This window comes from Mesorhizobium cantuariense (assembly GCF_042647205.1).
In the GTDB taxonomy this organism is placed as follows: Bacteria; Pseudomonadota; Alphaproteobacteria; order Rhizobiales; family Rhizobiaceae; genus Mesorhizobium; species Mesorhizobium cantuariense.
This window is the reverse complement of sequence record NZ_JBHRVD010000001.1, coordinates 3,164,531-3,182,682: the sequence shown is the minus strand read 5'-3', so window position 1 is coordinate 3,182,682 and position 18,152 is coordinate 3,164,531. Positions and strand designations below refer to the sequence as shown.

Genomic DNA, 18,152 nt, shown 5'->3' with positions numbered 1-18,152 from the left:
ATCTGCCGATCACGGGTGTCCCACCAGGCGTATCTGATAGCTCAGCACGCGCTTCGCCGCGGGCGCGATCAGCATCAGGCCCGGCTTGTCGACAAAGTCGCCGTCGAAATCGACCGGGCTTGCGATGCCATGCCAGGGCTCGATGCACAGGAACGGCGCGCCGCCCGGCTTTGACCAGACGCCCAATTCCCGAAATCCCTGCCACGACATCTCGATCGCCGGACCACGCCCGGCGGCATAACGCACGCTGGTGCTGGCAGGCTGGTCCATGATCACCGCGTCCTCGTCAAACGGCCGTTCGGAGAGCTTGAGGATGTTGCCTTCGACGGGCGTCGGCTGTGGCGTTTCCAGCAGCAGGCCGTCCTTCAGCCGGCGGATCGGCGCCGGCTCGTCATCGGCAAAGGTCAGCTGGTAATCCGTCTTGGCCAGATCCGGCAGCAAGGGCCAATTGAACGCCGGGTGCGCTCCGATCGACGCGGGCAGCGGCTCGTCGCCGATGTTGGTGATGTCGAATGTCACATCAAGCTGATGGCGGTCCAATGTGTAGGTCACCGCCAGGCGAAAGGCGAAGGGGTAACGCGCACGAGTATCGGCGTCGTCGGTGAGGACCAGCGTGCAGGATCGCGGTCCCCTCTCCGCCCAGGCAAACGGCTTGTCGCGCGCGAAGCCGTGCTGGGACAGTGGATAGGTCTGGCCGCGATGGCGCAATTGATCGCCCTTCAGCCGCCCGACGATCGGGAACAGCACCGGCGAATGACGCCGCCATTCCGGGCCGGCCTGCCATAGAAACTCCATGCCGTCGGCACCGCGCAGGGAGACCAGTTCGGCGCCCTGCCCGACGACAGTCGCCGAGATGCCGTCACCGTGAAGCGTCAGGCTGTCTTGTTCCATGCGTCCTCGCGGCTGTCTGGCGTGGCCGGCAGGCTAGCAAAGGGCAACGCCTGAACTCAAGAGCGGCAGACTTATATCGCACCTCACTCAGCTGTGATGAACGATCCACCGCACATGGCAAATGCGGCCTCAAATGAAAAACCGTGGCGGAGGTTGCCCTCCGGCCACGGCAAGATGCGAAATGTTGCCTGCTACGGTCCGGATTACTCGCGTTCGCCGGTAAAATTCAGCAACAGCTGGAAGATGTTGATGAAGTTCAGATAGAGCGAGAAGGCGCCGAAAACGGCGAGCTTCTGGCGCGATTCCGCGTCGAAATTCTCGGCGTACTGTTCCTTGATCGTCTGCGTATCCCAGGCGGTCAGGCCGATGAACACGGCGATGCCGATCACCGAGATGGCGAACTGCAGCGCGGTCGAGCCGAGGAAGATGTTGACGATGCTGGCGATCACAACGCCGATCAGGCCCATGATCAGGAACGACGAGAACTGGGTCAGGTCGCGCTTGGTCGTGTAGCCGTAGAGGCTGGTGGCGCCGAACATGGTGGCGGCGATGAAGAAGGTGCGCGCGATGCTGGTTCCGGTGAAGACCAGGAACACGGAGGCGAGCGACAGGCCCATCACCGCGCAGAAGGCCCAGAACATCGCCTGGGCGCTGGCCGCCGACATGGTCTGCATCTTGAACGAGAACAGCATGACGAAGGCGAGCGGCGCCAGCATCACCACCCATTTCAGCGGGCTGGAGAAGATCGGCACATAGAGCGCCGGCGTCGACGAGATCATGAAGGCGACCAGACCGGTGACCACCAGGCCGACGCCCATGTAGTTGTATACGCGCAGCATGTGCTGGCGCAGGCCCTCGTCGAAGATGGCTCCGGTTTGGGCGCCGGCGCCGACGCGATATCCCAGATTGGGGGTGTTCATTTGAAGTCTCCTTTGTGGATCGATCAGTAAAGCGTTTTGGCGAGCGTCTCGGCGGCGCGGTCGAGGTCACGGACCTCGCTTCGTCCGACCACCGCATAGGCGACCTCGCCGATCTGGAAATAGGCCGAGGAAATGTCGCCCGAAGGCGCAATGGTCGGCTTGACGACGTCGAAGGTTCCCGGCCGGATCGCAAACAGCGAGACCAGCCCCATGTCTTTCGTCTCGACCGCCATCTCGACGCTCGGCCCAAAGCGAGACGGATAGATCTGCACGTCGCGGACCTTCCAGTCCTTGGGTAGCGACGGCATGACGATGGCGGTCGCGGCGCGGATCTCGCCGGCGTTGTAATTGGGTGCTTCCGGTTGCGACGGCATGCTCTCGCGCACCAGCGTCGTTCTGTGTGCCTGCACCGCCTCGTCGACATAGGCGGGCGGTTGCGGCGAGGCGACGACCTTGGTCACCGACATTGGCCCGATGATGCCGTTCGCCAGCCAGCCGGCGGCGACGAAGCCAGCCACCGCCGCCGCGCGCTGCAACACGCCGAAGATGCGGCCGCGGGCAAGCCCTCTCTCCAGCCGCCGCGCGGCATCGGCGGTCGCCGGCCGCGCCATGCCCTTCGAGCCGGCAAGCGCCACGCGCAGTTCATCGCGGGTCCTGAGATCCGACATCACGCGCGCCGCGGCCTCCGGCCGAGCGGACAGAAACGCCTCGACCTCGATGCGGCGGGTGACGTCGACCTGGTCATCGACATAGGCGTCGAGGTCGATATCGGTCACGGGATCGACAGTTGCTGTCATGACGGACCTCCAACGATCTTGAGGTGGTTTTTCGCCTTCGCGGGCGCCGCCTCCATCTCGCGCAGGGCGGCGCGCGCCCTACCGATGCGTGACATCAGCGTTCCCAGCGGCACGCCGCTGGCGTCGGCGGCCTGCTGATAGGAAAGCCCTTCGATGGCGACGAGGTGCAGCGCTGAACGCTGTTCTTCCGGCAGGCTGAAAAAAGCTTCGCGCACCTGAGCCAGGCGCACCGAATGTTCCTGCGGCGCCGGCGTGCTGCCCTCGGCAAGATATCCGGCCTGTTGAACACGCGCCGCTTCGGACCTGCGAGACCGCATCTTGTCGATGAAGGTGTTGTGGACGATCGACAGCAGCCAGGCGCGCAGGTTTCCACCGGAGCGGAATGTGCCGCGCCGTTCATAGGCGCGCACCAGCGCGTCATGCACGAGATCCTCGGCATCCGTGCTGTCGCGCGTCAGCGAGCGCGCGTAGCGGCGCAGCGAGCCGAGCTGTCCTATGATGTCAAAGCGTGGCATCGACCGTTTCATGTCGTGTTTACGGAGCATGTAGGGATTTTAATCCCTGCCCCGCCAATTTTTCGCTGGGTTCGCTGGAGCACATCGTTCGCTTCTGCTCATCCTTTGAACCGCTGCTGAGACCGGCATCAAGCTTTGCACAGGCTGAGGCGGCAGGAAAAGCGCTGGCGAAACGCGACCGATTTGCGTATCACTCCGCCGCCATTGGAGCCGTACGATGTTTGAAGCCCTGCAGTCTGCCCCCGCCGACAAGATCCTGGCCCTGATCGGCCTCTATCGCGCCGACCCGCGTCCCGACAAGGTCGACCTCGGCGTCGGCGTCTACAAGGATCGCGACGGCAAGACGCCGGTCATGCGCGCTGTGCGCGAAGCCGAAAAGCGCCTGCTGCAGGGTCAGGACACCAAGACCTATCTCGGCCTTGCCGGCGATACCGGCTTCAACACGGTGATGGCCAAGCTCGCCTTCGGTCCTGGCGCCGACATGACACGCATCCGCGCGGCACAGGCGCCCGGCGGCTCCGGTGCGCTGCGGCTGGTGGCGGAATTGCTCAAGCGGACACGCTCGGACGCAACCATCTGGCTGTCGGACCCGACCTGGCCGAACCACATGCCGGTGATGCGCGCCGCCGGCCTGCAGATCCGCGAATATCCCTATTTCGATGCTGCATCGGGCGCCGTGCGCTTCGACGACATGCTGGCAGCCTTGCGAACGGCAAAGAGCGGCGACGTCGTTCTGCTGCATGGCTGCTGCCACAACCCGACCGGCGCCAATCTGGATGCGGGTCAGTGGGCTGCCGTTACCGATCTGGTCGTCGAGCGCGAGCTGCTGCCGTTTGTCGACATCGCGTATCAGGGCTTCGGCGATGGCCTCGAAGCCGATGCCCTCGGCTTGCGCCTGCTGGCGGCGAAAGTTCCGGAAATGGTCGTCGCCTCCAGCTGCTCGAAGAATTTCGCCGTCTACCGCGACCGTGTCGGCGCGGCGATGATCCTGGCCAGGGACGGCGCACAGGCGGATGTGGCGATGAGCCAGATGCTGTCGGCGGCGCGCGCCATGTATTCGATGCCGCCGGACCATGGTGCTGCCGCGGTCCGCATCGTGCTGGAAGACGCCGCCTTGCGTGCGGACTGGGAGGCTGAACTCGAAGAGATGCGGCTGCGTATGCTCAGGCTTCGGGTCCAGTTCGCCGAGGCACTGCGCCGGCAGTCCAATTCCGACCGCTTCGACTTCGTCGCCAGCCATCGCGGCATGTTTTCCCGCCTTGGCCTCACGGAAGCGCAGGTCGAACGGTTGCGCGCCGAGCATGGCATCTACATGGTCGGCGACAGCCGCATCAATGTCGCCGGCCTGCCCGAGGATGGGATGGACGAACTCGCCAAGGCGATCGTTTCGGTTCTTGATTGACAGGCTGGGTACCCAGCACCTGTGGACAAGGCCATCTCGCCGGCTGACAGAGTTGGCCGCGTGGCCGGCGGCGCGATAGCATCCGATAGAGCGGTTCTGCGTTCACGGAAACGCGGAACCGTTCTATCTCTCTGTTTTGACGCGATTCCGGACAGAAAACCGTTTCACAATTTTCCTGGAATAGCTCTAGATGACGCCATCAAAAGACATTTCGCGCCTGATCGAGATCATGGCGGCGCTGCGAGCGCCCAAGACCGGCTGCCCTTGGGACATCGAACAGGATTTCTCGACCATTGCGCCCTATACGATCGAGGAAGCCTATGAGGTGGCGGACGCCATCGCGCGCGGCGACCTCGACGATCTGCGCGACGAGCTCGGCGATCTTCTGCTGCAGGTCGTCTACCACGCGCAAATGGCCGAGGAAGCCGGTGAATTCGCCTTCCCGGACGTGGTGCAAGCCATCACGACGAAGATGATCCGCCGCCATCCGCATGTCTTCGGCGACGAGAAAGCCCGCAGCGCCGGCATGGCCAAGGGCATGTGGGAAAAGATCAAAGCCGAAGAGAAGGCGGAGAAACGAAGCGCCCGCCTCGCCCGCGGCCTCGATCCGGAAGACAACGGCAAGGGGTTTCTGGACAGCGTACCGGTCGCCCTGCCCGCGCTGACCCGGGCGCTGAAACTTCAGGAAAAGGCCGCCCGCGTCGGCTTCGACTGGAGCGAGGCAGCGCCCATTCTCGACAAGATCGAGGAAGAGATCGGCGAGTTGCGCGAAGCCTTGGCCAAGGGCGACACGGCCTCGATCAAAGACGAGTTCGGCGACATGCTGTTTGCGGTCGTCAATCTCGGCCGTCACCTCAAGCTCGATTCGGAAGCAGCACTGAGCGGCACCAACGAAAAATTCCGCTCACGCTTCCATTATGTCGAACAGGCCCTGGAAAAGTCCGGCAGCACGCTGGAAAAGGCTGATTTGCCCGAGATGGAAGCGCTCTGGCAGGAAGCAAAAACCGCGAAGTAGTCTCTCTTTTCGGGCAATTCCGGACGGAAAACCGCTATACATTTTTCCTGGAATTGCTCCGGGTTACCCGTTGTTTTTGCGACGCAATCTGCTTTCGATCTCTTCGCGGGCACTTTGTGTGGCCTTGAGCGAGATGGTGGCGCTGCCGTCATCATTGTCGGTTCGCGAAACGACATCGCCATTGCGGTAAAGCCAGTCGACAAGGCCGAACTGCGCCGGCTCGATCGTCACGGTGAGGTCTTCGAGTTCGCCGGCCATCCGCGTTTCGATGATCGCCTTCAGCGCATCGATGCCCTCGCCGGTCACGGCCGACACAGCAATCGGCGGCGCCTTGCTGGCGTCGGCGCCATCGGCAAGCAGCCGGCTACGGTTGCCCTCGTCCAGCCGGTCGATCTTGTTCCACACTTCAATGACCCGCTTGGCGTCGCCGGCGTCGACACCGAGATCGGCGAGGATGCGCTCGACATCCTCGGCCTGAGCGGCCGTATCGGGATCGGAAATGTCGCGCAGGTGAAGGACGAGGTCGGCCTCGACCACCTCTTCCAGCGTCGCGCGAAAAGCCGCGATCAGATGCGTTGGCAGGTCCGAGATGAAGCCGACCGTGTCCGAAAGGATGATCGGCGTGCCATGCGGCAGGTGCACGCGACGAAGCGTCGGATCAAGCGTGGCGAACAGCATGTCCTGCGCCAGCACATCTGCTCCGGTCAGCCTGTTGAACAGCGTCGACTTGCCGGCGTTGGTGTAGCCGACGATCGCCACCACCGGGAACGGCACCTTCCTGCGCTTGGCGCGGTGCAGGTCGCGGGTGCGGCGCACGGTTTCCAGCTCGTGCTTCAGCTTGATGATCTTTTCCTGCAGCTGCCGCCGGTCGGATTCGATCTGCGTTTCACCGGGGCCGCCGAGGAAGCCGGCGCCGCCCCGCTGGCGCTCAAGGTGTGTCCAGCTACGTACGAGACGGCCCTTCTGGTAGTTGAGATGGGCGAGTTCGACCTGCAGCGTGCCTTCCTTGGTGCGCGCGCGCTCGCCAAAAATCTCGAGGATCAGCCCGGTGCGGTCCAGCACCTTGGCGTTCAGCTCTTTCTCGAGATTGCGCTGCTGCACCGGGGTCAGCGGATGGTCGACGACGACCACTTCCGCGTGTCCCTCTTTGACGATTTCGGCGAACTCGGCGACCTTGCCGCTGCCGAGTAGCGTCGCCGGGCGCGGATCGTTGACGGTCACCACCGCTGTGTGGATCAGATCAAGGTTGATGGCGCGGGCGAGGCCGACGGCCTCGTCGTGGCGAGCGTCAGCCGAACGCATCAGCCGCGGGCGGTTGGTCTCGTCGTCGTTGCGCTGGTGGCGGGTAAGGACGGGCACAATGACAACGGCCCGGGTCGGGCCGTTGGCTTCCGTCCCGGGATGATGCGCTGGTTTTCCGCGAACGGTGGCGTCCGCGTCTTTCTCACGTGCCAATCAGGCGCCCTGGCTTTCCTCGCCATCGAACATCTGAACCGGCTGGCTCGGCATGATCGTGGAAATGGCGTGCTTGTAGACGAGCTGGGAGTGACCGTCACGGCGCAGCAGCACACAGAAATTGTCGAACGAAGTGACCACGCCGGTCAGCTTGACGCCGTTGATGAGGAAGATGGTGAGTGGGTTCTTGCTCTTGCGAACTGAATTCAGGAACAGGTCCTGAAGGTTTTGCGATCGTTCCGCCATTGTTCTTGTCTTTCGCCGATCCCCTTCGGTTTGCAAGCCAATGCGCCAAATTAACGGGCGCATGTCAAGCTCGCAAACACCGTCTTGTCGTCAGTAACGACAAGCAGAACGAGATATATTGATGTTCATTCCACCTGTGCGGTTATCAGGCTGGACTTTTTTCCGCAATGTCAAAAAAGGCTTGCCGCAAGGAAAGTGTTATTGAGCCGGGGTGCCCGTTGGCGACGGTATCGCCGTCGATGGCCACCACCGGCATGGCAATTGTCGTTGCGGAACTGATGAACGCCTCGCGTGCCGCCTTGGCCTCGGCGACGGAAAAGCCGCGCTCCTCGATCTTCAGGCCGAGCTTGGCCGCCACTTCAAACATGGTCGTGCGGGTGATGCCGCGCAGGATGCCATACTCGGCCGGCCTGGTGACCAGGACGCCGTCCCTGGTGACGATCCAGGCGTTGGACGACCCGCCTTCCTTGACGTTACCGTCGGTGTCGACGAACCAGGCTTCCTGCGCACCGGCCTCCTTGGCCTTCTGCTTGGCCAAGACATTGGGCAGCAACCCGACGCTCTTGATGTCGACGCGGTCCCAGCGGTTCTCCGGCACGGTGATGACCGCGATGCCGGTCTCGGCTCGCTTTGCACCAGCGGCGGGATCGGCCTTCCTGGCGGTCACCACCAGGGCCGGCTTGGTGTTGGCGGAAGGGAAGACAAAGTCGCGGCTGGCGACGCCACGCGTCACCTGGACATAGACCAGGCCGTTGGCGACATGATTGCGGTTGACCACCTCGCGCAGGATGAGCGGCAGCACGTGAGAGGTGACTGGCCAGGCGATCGACAATTCGGTCAGCGAGCGGTTCAGCCGGGCCAGATGGCGCGGCATGTCGACGATGAAGCCACGCGCCACCTCGCAGACCTCATAAACGCCGTCGGCGAACTGATAGCCGCGATCCTCGATATGCACGGCAGCGTCGGCGTGCGTGACGTAGCGCCCGTTGACATAGGCAATGCGCGGCATGGGCAACCCCTAGGAAATTCTCGGGCTTTCATATGCGATTCCGCGGCCGCCGTAACCGGCAAATGCTTGGTACAGGCGCGGCTGGCTGGGCGCTGCGCGTCAGACGCCCAGCGACTTCAGCTTGCGGTGCAAAGCGGAACGCTCCATGCCGATGAACTCGGCGGTTTTCGAGATGTTGCCGCCAAAGCGATTGATCTGGGCGATCAGATAGTCCTTCTCGAATTGTTCGCGCGCCTCGCGCAGCGGCAGCGCCATGATGTGCTGGTCGGATTGATTGGGCGTTCGCGGCATGACATCGCCGATCTCGGCCGGCAACAGGTCGGCGGTGATCGGCGCATCGACGTCGTCGCCGCGCGCCAGGATCATCAGGCGCTCGACATTGTTGCGCAGTTGGCGGACGTTGCCCGGCCAATTGTGCGCCTGCAGCACGGCCAGCGCGTCGTCGCCAATGCGGCGCGGCTTGATGCCGGCCTGGCGGGCGATCTGCTTCATGAAATTGTCGACGAGATAGGGAATGTCCTCGCGCCGCTCGGCCAGTCCCGGCACCATGACCGGAACCACCGCCAGGCGATGGTAAAGATCCTCGCGGAAACGGCCGTCGGCAATCATCGCTTCGAGGTTCTGCGAGGTCGAGGAAATGATACGGACATCGACCTTGACCCGCTTGGTCCCCCCTACCCGCTCGAACTGCTGCTCGACCAGCACGCGCAGGATCTTGTTTTGCGTCTCGCGCGGCATGTCGGCCACTTCGTCGATGTAGAGGATGCCGCGATGGGCCTCCTCCAGCGCCCCGACCTTGCGTTCGACGCCGTTCGATTCGGTGCCGAACAGCTCGATCTCCATGCGCTCGGGCGTGATGTTGGCGGCGCTCAGCGTCACGAAAGGTGCGGTCTTGCGCGCCGACAGCGTGTGGATGGCACGCGCGGCCAGTTCCTTGCCCGAGCCTGACGGGCCGATGATCATCACCCGGCTGTTGGTCGGGGCAACGCGTTCGATGGTCTGGCGCAACTGGCTCATCGCCGACGACATGCCGATCAGATCGAAGGTTTCGCCACTGCGCAGCTTGAGGTCGGAAACCTCGCGCCGCAATTTCGAGGTCTCGAGCGCACGCTCGGCAATAAGGATCAGCCTGTCGGCCTTGAACGGTTTTTCGATGAAATCATAGGCGCCGCGACGGATGGCGGAGACCGCCGTTTCGATGTTGCCGTGGCCGGAGATCATCACCACCGGCAAGGTCGGGTGCATCGTCTTGATCTCGTCGAGCAGCGCCAGCCCGTCCAGGCGCGAGCCCTGCAGCCAGATGTCGAGGAAAATCAGCCGCGGCGCCCGGTCGGCGATCGCCGCCAGAGCGCTGTCGGCATCGAATGCCGTACGCGTTTCGTGACCTTCGTCACTCAGGATGCCCGCGACGAGTTCACGGATGTCTTCCTCGTCATCGACGATGAGAATATCAGACGCCATTACCGACCTTTTCAGTTTCTCTTTCGTTTTCCGTCCTGCTTTCGCCGCGTGGAGCCGCGACCGCCGCAGGCGGCAGGATGATGCTGATCATCGCGCCGCGCCCATCGTGGAAGTCCGCGGGGGCATCATGAAGTTCCAGCCTGCCACCATGGTCCTCCACGATCTTCTTGACGATAGCGAGACCGAGCCCGGTGCCCTTCTCGCGCGTGGTCATATAGGGCTCGAGCAGCCGTTGGCGATTCTCGCGCGGCAGGCCTTTGCCATTGTCGATGACGTCGATGCGAATCGCACCATTCTGGCGCCCGGCTTGAATCCGTATTATGCCGTGCGAACCGTCCTTCTGTTCCAACCCGTCGATCGCTTCGGCGGCGTTCTTGATCACATTGCCGAAAGCCTGCGCCATCAGCCGGCTGTCGAACGTGCCTTTGAGCGGCTCGTTGCCGAACACGCGCTCGAAAGCAATGTCGGCGCGGCTGACTTCGACCAGGAATGAAGCCTCGCGCAACGATTCGCGCAGGTCGATGGCTTTCATCTCGGGCTTAGGCATGCGCGCGAACGCCGAGAATTCGTCGACCATGCGGCCGATGTCCTCGACCTGCCGGATGATGGTGTCGGTGCATTGATCGAAAATCTCGCGGTCCTCGGTGATGACCTTGCCGAATCGCCGTTTGATGCGCTCGGCGGACAGCTGGATCGGCGTCAGCGGGTTCTTGATCTCGTGGGCGATGCGCCGCGCGACGTCGGCCCAGGCGGAGGAACGCTGGGCCTGAACCAGATCGGTGATGTCGTCGACCGTCACGACATAGGATTTTTCCTCCGAGCCGTCGTCGCCGGCCTCAATGGTGATCTGCACATTGAAGGTCCGCTCAGCGCCGGCGCGGTAGAAGGTCACCTGCTCGCGGTAGACAGGCTTGCCGGACTTGCGGCCGATCTCGAAGACGCGGCCGACATGCGGCAGCACGGCGGAGAGGTTCTGCCCAAGGGCAGCGTTGGCTGAAATGGCCAGCATCGCCTCGGCCGAGCGGTTGACGATGGTGACGATGCCGTAGGGATCGACGCCGATGACGCCGGCGGTGACGCCGGCAAGCACGGCTTCCGAGAAGCGGCGCCTTTCGTCGATCAGGTCCTTGGCCGACAGGATCTCGTTGCGCTGTGATTTCAGCTCCAGAAGCATCTTGTTGAACGTGTCGCCCAGCGAAGCGACATCGCCGTCGGATGGCCGGACGGGAACCGCAACGTCGAGATTGCCGGTCGCCACCTCGTCGGCGGCACCGATAAGCTGGCGAATGGGCCGCACCAGACGGTCGGCAACCGCAATGCCGGTCCAGATCGCGGACAGGATGATGATCAGCGTCAGCGACAGATAGGGCAGCGCGAAGGCCACCTGCGAGGTGCGCCTGTTATCTTCCAGGCCGCGATATTCGTCGGTGTTGGACCTGACGATCTGCCGCGCCTTGATCACTTCGGGATCGACGAGGCGAATGGTGTAGAGATAGAGCCCTTCGATCTCGCGCAGCTTGACGATGGCGCCCATGATGTTGCGCGTTTTCGGCTCGATCAGCACCGGCTTGCCGTCGGCAGCGCTGGCCACGGCGCCTTCCGGCGGCTCGGGCATGGCGAAATCCGTGTCGGTCTTGGCGCTCATGACGAAAGAGCCATCCGGCTTGATCAGCGCCGCATGGGCCAGCGACCGGCCCACGGCTTCCTTGTTCATCAGGTCGAGAAAGCCAGTGCGATCAAGGCCATAGAGTGTGCGCGACGCATCGAGGTCATAGGCCATCGACAGCGTCGTGCCCTGGAGGTTGCGAGCGTTTTCCTGGACATAGGCGTCGGCGATCGACAGCGACGAATTGACGATCGTCTTGGTGCGGATCTCGAACCAGCGGTCGAGGCCGATGTCGAGCGTGATCGAGGCGATGATGGCCACCATGATCGCTGGAATGGCGGCAACCAGGGCGAACATGGCGACAATGCGCACATGCAGCCGCGAAGCGGCCTTGCCGTGCCGGCGCGCCATCAGGATGCGGTGCACTTCACGTCCGACCAGCGCGATGAGGAACAGGACGAAAGCCGCGTTAAGGGCGATCAGCGCCAGCGTCGTCGATTCGTTCGGCGTGATCGGCGTGGCGCCGACAAGGATGGTGAACGAGATCGCCGCCGTCACCAGCGCACCCGCCACCGCGACCACGCCTGGCAGCGCAAGCAGCCGGCGCCCGTCACGCGTGCCGGGTTCGCTGAAAAGCGGTTGGTTTGTTGTCGGTGCCTGCGGAGCCATGTCGCCGTCTAGAGCCATGATTGCGTCGGATGTATGCAACGCATTGTGGCGATTATGCAACAAGTGTGACCGAGACGGAAATCTTTCGCGAGCCGTCCCCTGAAAACAGCCCGAGGTTCAGAACAGGCTCAGCCCTGCCGCGATGATTTGTAGACGTTGACGCCGAGTTCGCGAATCTTCTTGCGCAGCGTGTTGCGGTTCAAGCCCAGCAATTCCGCGGCCTTGATCTGGTTGCCGCGGGTTGCCGTCATCGAGGCCAGGACGAGCGGAAACTCGACCTCGGACAGGATGCGCTGATAAAGCCCGGCGGGTGGCAAATCGCCGGCAAACGAGGCGAAATAGCGCTGCAGGAAGTGCTCGACCGCCTGGCCAATCGACAGATCGTCGGGAATGAGATTGCCACCACCCGGCACCACCGGGCGTTCGCCGGTCTTGAGTTCCGCCTCGATGATCTCGGCCGAAATCTCATCCTGCGAATAGAGCGCGGCGAGCCTGCGAACGAGGTTTTCCAGTTCGCGTACATTGCCCGGCCACGGATAGCGCTTCATCAGTTCGATGCCGCCGGACGAGATACGCTTGGTCTGCAGGCCTTCCATCTCGCCGAGCTTGAAGAAGTGGCGGACGAGATCCGGCACATCCTCGGAGCGCTCGCGCAGCGCCGGCAGCCTGAGCGGCACGACGTTGAGGCGATAGAACAGATCCTCGCGGAAGAGCCCCTGGTTGATCAGCGTGCGCAGATCCTTGTTGGTGGCGGCGACGATGCGCACGTCGGTCTTGATCGGCGTGCGTCCGCCAACCGTGGTGTACTCGCCCTGCTGCAGCACGCGCAGCAGGCGCGTCTGCGCCTCCATCGGCATGTCGCCGATTTCGTCGAGGAACAATGTCCCGCCTTCGGCCTGCTCGAAGCGGCCGGTCGAGCGGTTCTGCGCGCCGGTGAAGGCGCCCTTCTCGTGGCCGAACAGTTCCGATTCGATCAGATCGCGCGGGATCGCCGCCATGTTGATGGCAACGAACGGCCCGCCGCGGCGGCGGCCATATTCATGCAGCGCGCGCGCCACCAGTTCCTTGCCGGTGCCGGATTCGCCCGAAATCATCACTGTCAGGTCGGTCTGCATCATGCGCGCAAGCATGCGGTAAATGTCCTGCATGGCTGCCGAGCGGCCGACCAACGGCATCGCGTCGGGCTGTTCTTCCGGCCGCGGATCGATCTTCGGCCGCCGCGGCTCGGAAAGCGCGCGGTTGACGATGTTGAGCAGCTCGGTCAGGTCGAACGGCTTCGGCAGATATTCATAGGCGCCGGTTTCGGACGCGCGGATGGCCGTCATGAAGGTGTTCTGGGCGCTCATGACGATGACCGGCAGTTCCGGCCGCGCCTTCTTGATGCGCGGCAGCATGTCGAAGGCGTTCTCGTCCGGCATGACCACATCGGTGATGACCAGATCGCCCTCGCCCGCCGCCACCCAGCGCCAAAGCGTCGAAGCGTTGGATGTGACGCGCACCTCATGACCGGCGCGCGAAAGCGCCTGGTTAAGGACGGTGCGGATCGCCGCATCGTCGTCGGCGACGAGAATATTGCCGCGAACGGTCATTTGCGGTCTCCTTCACCGTCATCATCGGCGCCGTTTGGCGCTTCTTTCCAGGCCGGCATCAGGATGCGGAATGTGGTGCCGCGCGGCGTCAATTCGCATTCGATGATGCCGCCATGCTCGCCGACGATCTTGGCGACCAGCGCAAGACCCAACCCGGAGCCGTTCGGCTTGGTGGTGATGAACGGGTCGAACAGGATCGGCAAAATATCTTCCGAAACGCCGGAGCCATTGTCGCGCACGCAGAACTCCAGCGGCAGCGATACGCGATCCTGCGTACCCGGAACGGAAACGCGGATGCCCGGCCGGAAGGCGGTCGACAGCACGATCTCGCCCTGTGGGTCGCTGCCGATCGCCTCGGCGGCATTCTTGACCAGGTTGAGGAAAACCTGGATGAGCTGGTCGCGGTTGGCAAACACCGGAGGCAATGAAGGATCATAATCCTCCATTATCTTGATTCTCTTGGCAAAACCGTTCTTGGCAATCGCCTTCACATGGTCGAGCACGACATGGATGTTGACGGGATAGCGATCGATCGGCCGCTCGTCGGAAAACACCTCCATGCGGTCGACCAGCGATACGATGCGGTCCGTCTCGTCGGTGATCAGCCGCGTCAGCGCGCGATCCTCGTCGGAAGCCGACAATTCGAGCAACTGGGCAGCACCACGGATGCCGGAGAGCGGGTTCTTGATCTCATGGGCAAGCATTGCCGCCAGACCGGTCACCGAACGCGCGGCACCCCGGTGCGTCATCTGCCGGTCGATCTTGTCGGCCATCGACCGTTCCTGGAACATCACCACGACGGAGCCCGGATATTCCGGCACCGGCGCGACGTAGAGATCGACGACCTTCTCGATGCCGAGACGCGGCGACGACACGTCGACCCGGTACTCGTTGACCGGAGCCCGACGCTCGCGCACCTGATCGACCAGCGTCAGCAGCGGGCTGCCGAAGGGAATGAGTTTTGACAGCGTGTTGCGCGCGAGCATGTTTGCGCTCGAGCGAAAGAAGTCTTCCGCGTCGGCGTTGGCGTAGGTGATGAAACCTTCCTCGCTGATCATGATCACCGGACGACGGATGGTGTTGAGCACGATCTGGGCGGCATCCGCCATTTCAGCACCTTGGTCAGCGGCGGCGTTCATGCGGCGCTCCGCAGGTTCAAGGGTTTCGGATCGCGCGAAAACACATCGCGCAGCAAGGCAATGGCGCGCGCGGGCTCGAATGCGGTCAGTATGGCCTTTCGGCTGTCGTCAGCGGCACCGCCGGCATGGCGGTCGAGATACCAGCCAAGGTGTTTGCGCGCCTGGCGCAGGCCACTCTCGACGCCGTAGAGCGCCAGCATGTCCTCATAGTGGGCCACGATGTAGTCGGCCAGCGCCGTCGAGCCCTGTGGGAGGTTTGGCGTCGTCTCGCCTGTCGCTGCCGCTGCGATGCCGCCTGCGATCCAAGGCGCGCCATAGTGGGCACGGCCGATCATCACAGCGTCTGCACCCGATTGATCGAGGATAGCAGCCGCTTCCTCTGGCGAAGAAACATCGCCATTGGCGACGACCGGGATGGACACGGCTTCCTTGACGCGGGCGATGGCGCGCCAGTCGGCCTTGCCCTGATAGAACTGGCAGCGCGTGCGGCCGTGCACGGTCACCATCCTGACGCCGGCCTGTTCGGCGCGGCGCGCCAGCATCGGCGCGTTGAGCGCGCCTTCGTCCCAGCCGAGCCGCATCTTGACCGTCACCGGCACCTCGACCGCGCCGACAACGGCGTCGATCAGCGACAGTGCGTGGTCGAGATCCAGCATCAATGCCGAGCCGGCATAGCCGCCGGTGACCTTCTTGGCCGGGCAGCCCATGTTGATGTCGATGATGTCGGCGCCCTCGCCGGCGGCGATTCGCGCGCCTTCCGCCATGTGCGCCGCCTCGCGGCCGGCAAGCTGGACCATATGGACCGGCAGGCCGGAGTGGCGTATGCGCAGGTTGAAACCGGCCCTGCCCTTGGCAAGCTCGCCGCTGGCCACCATTTCGGACACGACCAGGCCCGCGCCATGCGCGTGGGCGCGCTGCCGGAACGGTTCGTCTGATATCCCCGACATCGGTGCGAGGAACACGCGATTGCGGATTCTCACACCACCGACATCGAGCGGCGCGGCCAATTTGGTCAAGTTAACCATGCACAAAAACCAAGCATGTTCATTCGCTGCACATTCTCTAGCCAGAACCGCCGCAATGTGCAACGCGGAATGACGCCACATTAAGGCGCAATTGGGAAAATGCTGGCCTTCGGGATTGGCCACGACCAAAGCGCCGCGCGTCCCTCGGGACGCGTAAAGGACGCTTTGGAACTTCACATTTGGCGCACGATCTTTTCCGAAAACCGATTACACTTTTCGGGATCGTGCGCTAGGACCAATCTGCAATGACTGACGCAAGTGAAAACTCGAGTGCGGATGGCAAGGTCGCGGTGGTGATCGTTGCGGCCGGCCGTGGCGCGCGCGCCGGACAGACCAATGGGCCGAAGCAATATCAACACATTGGCGGCTATGCCGTCATCGCGCATACGCTGGAGATTTTTCTGGCCCACCCGCGCACCAGCGAGATCGTTGTCGCCATCCATGCCGACGACCACGACCTGTTCCGGCAGGCAGCGGGCGCCAACGCCGAACGGGTCACTGCCGTCATTGGTGGGGCAACCAGGCAGGAATCCGTCCGGCTCGGATTGCTTGCGCTGAGAGGCCATGCGCCGGGGCAGGTTCTGATCCATGACGCCGTGCGTCCGTTCGTCGATGCGGAGTTGATTGACCGCACCATCGCCGCCATCGGCGAGCGCGAGGGCGCCTTGCCCGCTTTGCCCGTCGCCGACACGCTGAAGCGCGAGTCGGCCGCCGGCGTGGTTGAGGAAACGGTTTCGCGCAGTGGGCTTCACGCGGCGCAAACGCCACAGGGCTTTCCGTTCTGGCCCATCCTTGCCGCGCATGAGAAAGCCCATCATTTGGGGAAAATGGATTTTACCGACGACGCCGCGATCGCCGAGTGGGCGCATATTCCGGTCAAGATCGTTCCGGGCTCGCCGGACAATGTCAAACTCACCTGGGCACGGGATATTGCAATGGCGGACCAGCGGCTTTCCGGCGAACGCGTGCGCTTTCCCGACATCAGAACCGGCAATGGCTACGACGTCCACGCCTTCGAGCCCGGCGACCATGTCACCCTGTGTGGCGTTGCCATTGCGCATGACAAGAAACTGTCCGGCCATTCCGACGCCGATGTCGGCCTGCACGCCTTGACCGATGCGCTGCTGGCGACTTGCGGCGCCGGTGACATCGGCACGCATTTCCCGCCGTCCGACCCGCAGTGGAAAGGCGCTGCATCCCGCATATTCGTCGAGCATGCGGCAAGGCTGGTGCGCGAGCGCGGCGGACGCATCGCCAATGCCGATATTACGCTGATCTGCGAGGCGCCCCGCGTTGGCCCGCATCGCGAGGCGATGACCGCAGCCCTTTCGCAGATGCTGGCAATCTCACCGGATCGTATCTCGATCAAGGCGACAACCAACGAGAAGCTCGGCTTTGTCGGGCGCGAGGAGGGCATAGCGGCGATTGCCACCGCCAGCGTGGTGTTTCCCGGCGAGGTGCCGGAATGAGCAACAACGAGCTGGCAAATGCGCTGCTGCAAGCCTGCCAGAAGCGCGGCATCATGCTAGCAACGGCGGAAAGCTGCACCGGCGGCATGATCATCGCCGCGCTCACCGACATCGCCGGTTCCTCGGCCGTGGTCGATCGCGGCTTCATCACCTATTCCAACGAAGCCAAGATGGACATGCTCGGTGTTTGTGCCGCCACACTTGAGGCGCACGGCGCGGTTTCGCGTGAGACGGCGATCGAGATGGCAACAGGCGCGCTGGCCCGTTCGCGCGCCGGGCTGACCCTGGCGGTCACCGGCATTGCCGGGCCTGGCGGCGGTTCCACGGAAAAACCGGTCGGCCTAATCTGGTTCGGCGTCGGCCTGGACGGCCAGACGGTGGCCGCCGAACACAGGCTGTTTGCCGACAAGGGTCGCGACTTCATCCGCCAGGAAACGGTACGGCACGCACTTGAGCTGGGTTTGCGCGCGCTTGGTCAGCGTCAGGCCGACGGTGCTGCGCCGTAGATGACGTCGGCGCGCTTCTCGAAAGCCTCGGCGAACATGCGAAAGGCGCGGTCGAACATGGTTCCCATCACCGCGCCCAGAATACGGCTCTTGAACTCGTAGTCGATGAAGAAGCGGACGGCGCAGCCGGCGCCGTCTGGCTCGAAACGCCAGACATTGCTCAGATATTTGAACGGACCGTCGATGTACTTCACGTCGATCGTGTTCTCGTCGGGCCTCAGCAAAACCTGCGTCGTGAAGGTTTCGCGGATCGCCTTGTAGCCGATGCTCATGTCGGCGAGGAGAACGGTGCGTCCGTCACGCTCCTTGCGCGAGCGAATCGTCAGCGCTTCGCAAAGCGGCAGGAATTGCGGATAGGCCTCTATGTCGGCAACCAGTGCAAACATCTGCTGCGGCGTGTGGGATACGCGGCGGGTGGCTTCGAATTTCGGCATGGAA

At 63.3% G+C, this 18,152-nt stretch carries 17 protein-coding genes; 4 read left to right on the top strand and 13 right to left on the bottom strand.

The window, feature by feature from the left end:
- Positions 1-9: 9 nt before the first annotated feature.
- From ACFOJ9_RS15245 to ACFOJ9_RS15230, 4 genes are all read right to left on the bottom strand, one after another.
- Entirely contained in the window at positions 10-891 is an 882-nt protein-coding gene (locus ACFOJ9_RS15245) for an aldose 1-epimerase family protein (protein WP_378979575.1), read from the bottom strand.
- Between the two features lie 203 nt (positions 892-1,094).
- Positions 1,095-1,811: a Bax inhibitor-1/YccA family protein gene (locus ACFOJ9_RS15240; RefSeq protein WP_023812012.1), complete on the bottom strand. Its 717-nt coding sequence runs from the start codon at positions 1,809-1,811 to the stop codon at positions 1,095-1,097.
- A 23-nt stretch (positions 1,812-1,834) separates the two neighbouring features.
- The gene (locus ACFOJ9_RS15235) at positions 1,835-2,608 is read right to left on the bottom strand and encodes an anti-sigma factor family protein (RefSeq protein WP_378979574.1); all 774 of its coding nucleotides are present in this window, start codon (positions 2,606-2,608) and stop codon (positions 1,835-1,837) included.
- Positions 2,605-3,135: a sigma-70 family RNA polymerase sigma factor gene (locus ACFOJ9_RS15230; RefSeq protein WP_378987793.1), complete on the bottom strand. Its 531-nt coding sequence runs from the start codon at positions 3,133-3,135 to the stop codon at positions 2,605-2,607. Before ACFOJ9_RS15230 ends, ACFOJ9_RS15235 begins: the two co-directional genes overlap by 4 nt.
- 205 nt (positions 3,136-3,340) lie before the next feature.
- On the opposite strand from ACFOJ9_RS15230, the gene ACFOJ9_RS15225 reads away from it, so the two are divergent.
- Both ACFOJ9_RS15225 and mazG read left to right on the top strand, forming a co-directional pair.
- A complete protein-coding gene (locus tag ACFOJ9_RS15225; protein ID WP_378979573.1) occupies positions 3,341-4,525 on the top strand; it encodes an amino acid aminotransferase in 1,185 nt (394 codons plus the stop codon).
- A 190-nt stretch (positions 4,526-4,715) separates the two neighbouring features.
- Positions 4,716-5,540, top strand: coding sequence for a nucleoside triphosphate pyrophosphohydrolase (gene mazG, locus ACFOJ9_RS15220; protein ID WP_378979572.1), 825 nt, complete (start codon positions 4,716-4,718; stop codon positions 5,538-5,540).
- 63 nt (positions 5,541-5,603) lie between these two features.
- Here the strand turns inward: mazG and hflX are convergent, their stop codons facing one another.
- From hflX to dusB, 8 genes are all read right to left on the bottom strand, one after another.
- The gene (gene hflX / locus ACFOJ9_RS15215; protein WP_378979571.1) at positions 5,604-6,995 is read right to left on the bottom strand and encodes a GTPase HflX; all 1,392 of its coding nucleotides are present in this window, start codon (positions 6,993-6,995) and stop codon (positions 5,604-5,606) included.
- Entirely contained in the window at positions 6,996-7,241 is a 246-nt protein-coding gene (gene hfq, locus ACFOJ9_RS15210; RefSeq protein WP_006202172.1) for an RNA chaperone Hfq, read from the bottom strand.
- 145 nt (positions 7,242-7,386) lie between these two features.
- Positions 7,387-8,250 (bottom strand): D-amino-acid transaminase, encoded by an 864-nt coding sequence (locus ACFOJ9_RS15205; RefSeq protein ID WP_378979570.1) that lies wholly within the window; start codon positions 8,248-8,250, stop codon positions 7,387-7,389.
- Between the two features lie 99 nt (positions 8,251-8,349).
- The gene (gene ntrX, locus ACFOJ9_RS15200) at positions 8,350-9,711 is read right to left on the bottom strand and encodes a nitrogen assimilation response regulator NtrX (protein ID WP_056588733.1); all 1,362 of its coding nucleotides are present in this window, start codon (positions 9,709-9,711) and stop codon (positions 8,350-8,352) included.
- Complete coding sequence (locus ACFOJ9_RS15195) at positions 9,701-11,986, bottom strand: sensor histidine kinase NtrY-like (protein ID WP_378979569.1); 2,286 nt, start codon at positions 11,984-11,986, stop codon at positions 9,701-9,703. The genes ntrX and ACFOJ9_RS15195 overlap by 11 nt, the downstream gene beginning before the upstream one ends.
- A gap of 128 nt (positions 11,987-12,114) precedes the next feature.
- Positions 12,115-13,575: a nitrogen regulation protein NR(I) gene (ntrC, locus tag ACFOJ9_RS15190; protein WP_128304454.1), complete on the bottom strand. Its 1,461-nt coding sequence runs from the start codon at positions 13,573-13,575 to the stop codon at positions 12,115-12,117.
- Positions 13,572-14,714: a two-component system sensor histidine kinase NtrB gene (locus ACFOJ9_RS15185; protein ID WP_378979568.1), complete on the bottom strand. Its 1,143-nt coding sequence runs from the start codon at positions 14,712-14,714 to the stop codon at positions 13,572-13,574. The genes ntrC and ACFOJ9_RS15185 overlap by 4 nt, the downstream gene beginning before the upstream one ends.
- A complete protein-coding gene (gene dusB, locus ACFOJ9_RS15180; RefSeq protein ID WP_378979567.1) occupies positions 14,711-15,739 on the bottom strand; it encodes a tRNA dihydrouridine synthase DusB in 1,029 nt (342 codons plus the stop codon). The genes ACFOJ9_RS15185 and dusB overlap by 4 nt, the downstream gene beginning before the upstream one ends.
- 245 nt (positions 15,740-15,984) lie before the next feature.
- Between dusB and ACFOJ9_RS15175 the strand changes: the two genes are divergently transcribed.
- Positions 15,985-17,208, top strand: a complete 1,224-nt coding sequence (locus ACFOJ9_RS15175; protein WP_378979566.1) for a bifunctional 2-C-methyl-D-erythritol 4-phosphate cytidylyltransferase/2-C-methyl-D-erythritol 2,4-cyclodiphosphate synthase — start codon at positions 15,985-15,987, stop codon at positions 17,206-17,208.
- Positions 17,205-17,714 (top strand): CinA family protein, encoded by a 510-nt coding sequence (locus ACFOJ9_RS15170; RefSeq protein ID WP_378979565.1) that lies wholly within the window; start codon positions 17,205-17,207, stop codon positions 17,712-17,714. The genes ACFOJ9_RS15175 and ACFOJ9_RS15170 overlap by 4 nt, the downstream gene beginning before the upstream one ends.
- Here ACFOJ9_RS15170 and ACFOJ9_RS15165 read toward each other — a convergent pair.
- Positions 17,690-18,148: a type II toxin-antitoxin system RatA family toxin gene (locus ACFOJ9_RS15165; RefSeq protein ID WP_378979564.1), complete on the bottom strand. Its 459-nt coding sequence runs from the start codon at positions 18,146-18,148 to the stop codon at positions 17,690-17,692. The genes ACFOJ9_RS15170 and ACFOJ9_RS15165 overlap by 25 nt on opposite strands.
- Positions 18,149-18,152: the final 4 nt, after the last annotated feature.

What these genes read in the sequence shown, in the direction of transcription:
- ACFOJ9_RS15245 (WP_378979575.1), bottom strand. Translation starts at nt 891, where the DNA reads ATGGAACAAGACAGCCTGACGCTTCACGGTGACGGCATCTCGGCGACT.
- ACFOJ9_RS15240 (WP_023812012.1), bottom strand. Translation starts at nt 1,811, where the DNA reads ATGAACACCCCCAATCTGGGATATCGCGTCGGCGCCGGCGCCCAAACC.
- ACFOJ9_RS15235 (WP_378979574.1), bottom strand. Translation starts at nt 2,608, where the DNA reads ATGACAGCAACTGTCGATCCCGTGACCGATATCGACCTCGACGCCTAT.
- ACFOJ9_RS15230 (WP_378987793.1), bottom strand. Translation starts at nt 3,135, where the DNA reads ATGAAACGGTCGATGCCACGCTTTGACATCATAGGACAGCTCGGCTCG.
- ACFOJ9_RS15225 (WP_378979573.1), top strand. Translation starts at nt 3,341, where the DNA reads ATGTTTGAAGCCCTGCAGTCTGCCCCCGCCGACAAGATCCTGGCCCTG.
- mazG (WP_378979572.1), top strand. Translation starts at nt 4,716, where the DNA reads ATGACGCCATCAAAAGACATTTCGCGCCTGATCGAGATCATGGCGGCG.
- hfq (WP_006202172.1), bottom strand. Translation starts at nt 7,241, where the DNA reads ATGGCGGAACGATCGCAAAACCTTCAGGACCTGTTCCTGAATTCAGTT.
- ACFOJ9_RS15205 (WP_378979570.1), bottom strand. Translation starts at nt 8,250, where the DNA reads ATGCCGCGCATTGCCTATGTCAACGGGCGCTACGTCACGCACGCCGAC.
- ntrX (WP_056588733.1), bottom strand. Translation starts at nt 9,711, where the DNA reads ATGGCGTCTGATATTCTCATCGTCGATGACGAGGAAGACATCCGTGAA.
- ACFOJ9_RS15195 (WP_378979569.1), bottom strand. Translation starts at nt 11,986, where the DNA reads ATGGCTCCGCAGGCACCGACAACAAACCAACCGCTTTTCAGCGAACCC.
- ntrC (WP_128304454.1), bottom strand. Translation starts at nt 13,575, where the DNA reads ATGACCGTTCGCGGCAATATTCTCGTCGCCGACGACGATGCGGCGATC.
- ACFOJ9_RS15185 (WP_378979568.1), bottom strand. Translation starts at nt 14,714, where the DNA reads ATGAACGCCGCCGCTGACCAAGGTGCTGAAATGGCGGATGCCGCCCAG.
- dusB (WP_378979567.1), bottom strand. Translation starts at nt 15,739, where the DNA reads ATGGTTAACTTGACCAAATTGGCCGCGCCGCTCGATGTCGGTGGTGTG.
- ACFOJ9_RS15175 (WP_378979566.1), top strand. Translation starts at nt 15,985, where the DNA reads ATGACTGACGCAAGTGAAAACTCGAGTGCGGATGGCAAGGTCGCGGTG.
- ACFOJ9_RS15170 (WP_378979565.1), top strand. Translation starts at nt 17,205, where the DNA reads ATGAGCAACAACGAGCTGGCAAATGCGCTGCTGCAAGCCTGCCAGAAG.
- ACFOJ9_RS15165 (WP_378979564.1), bottom strand. Translation starts at nt 18,148, where the DNA reads ATGCCGAAATTCGAAGCCACCCGCCGCGTATCCCACACGCCGCAGCAG.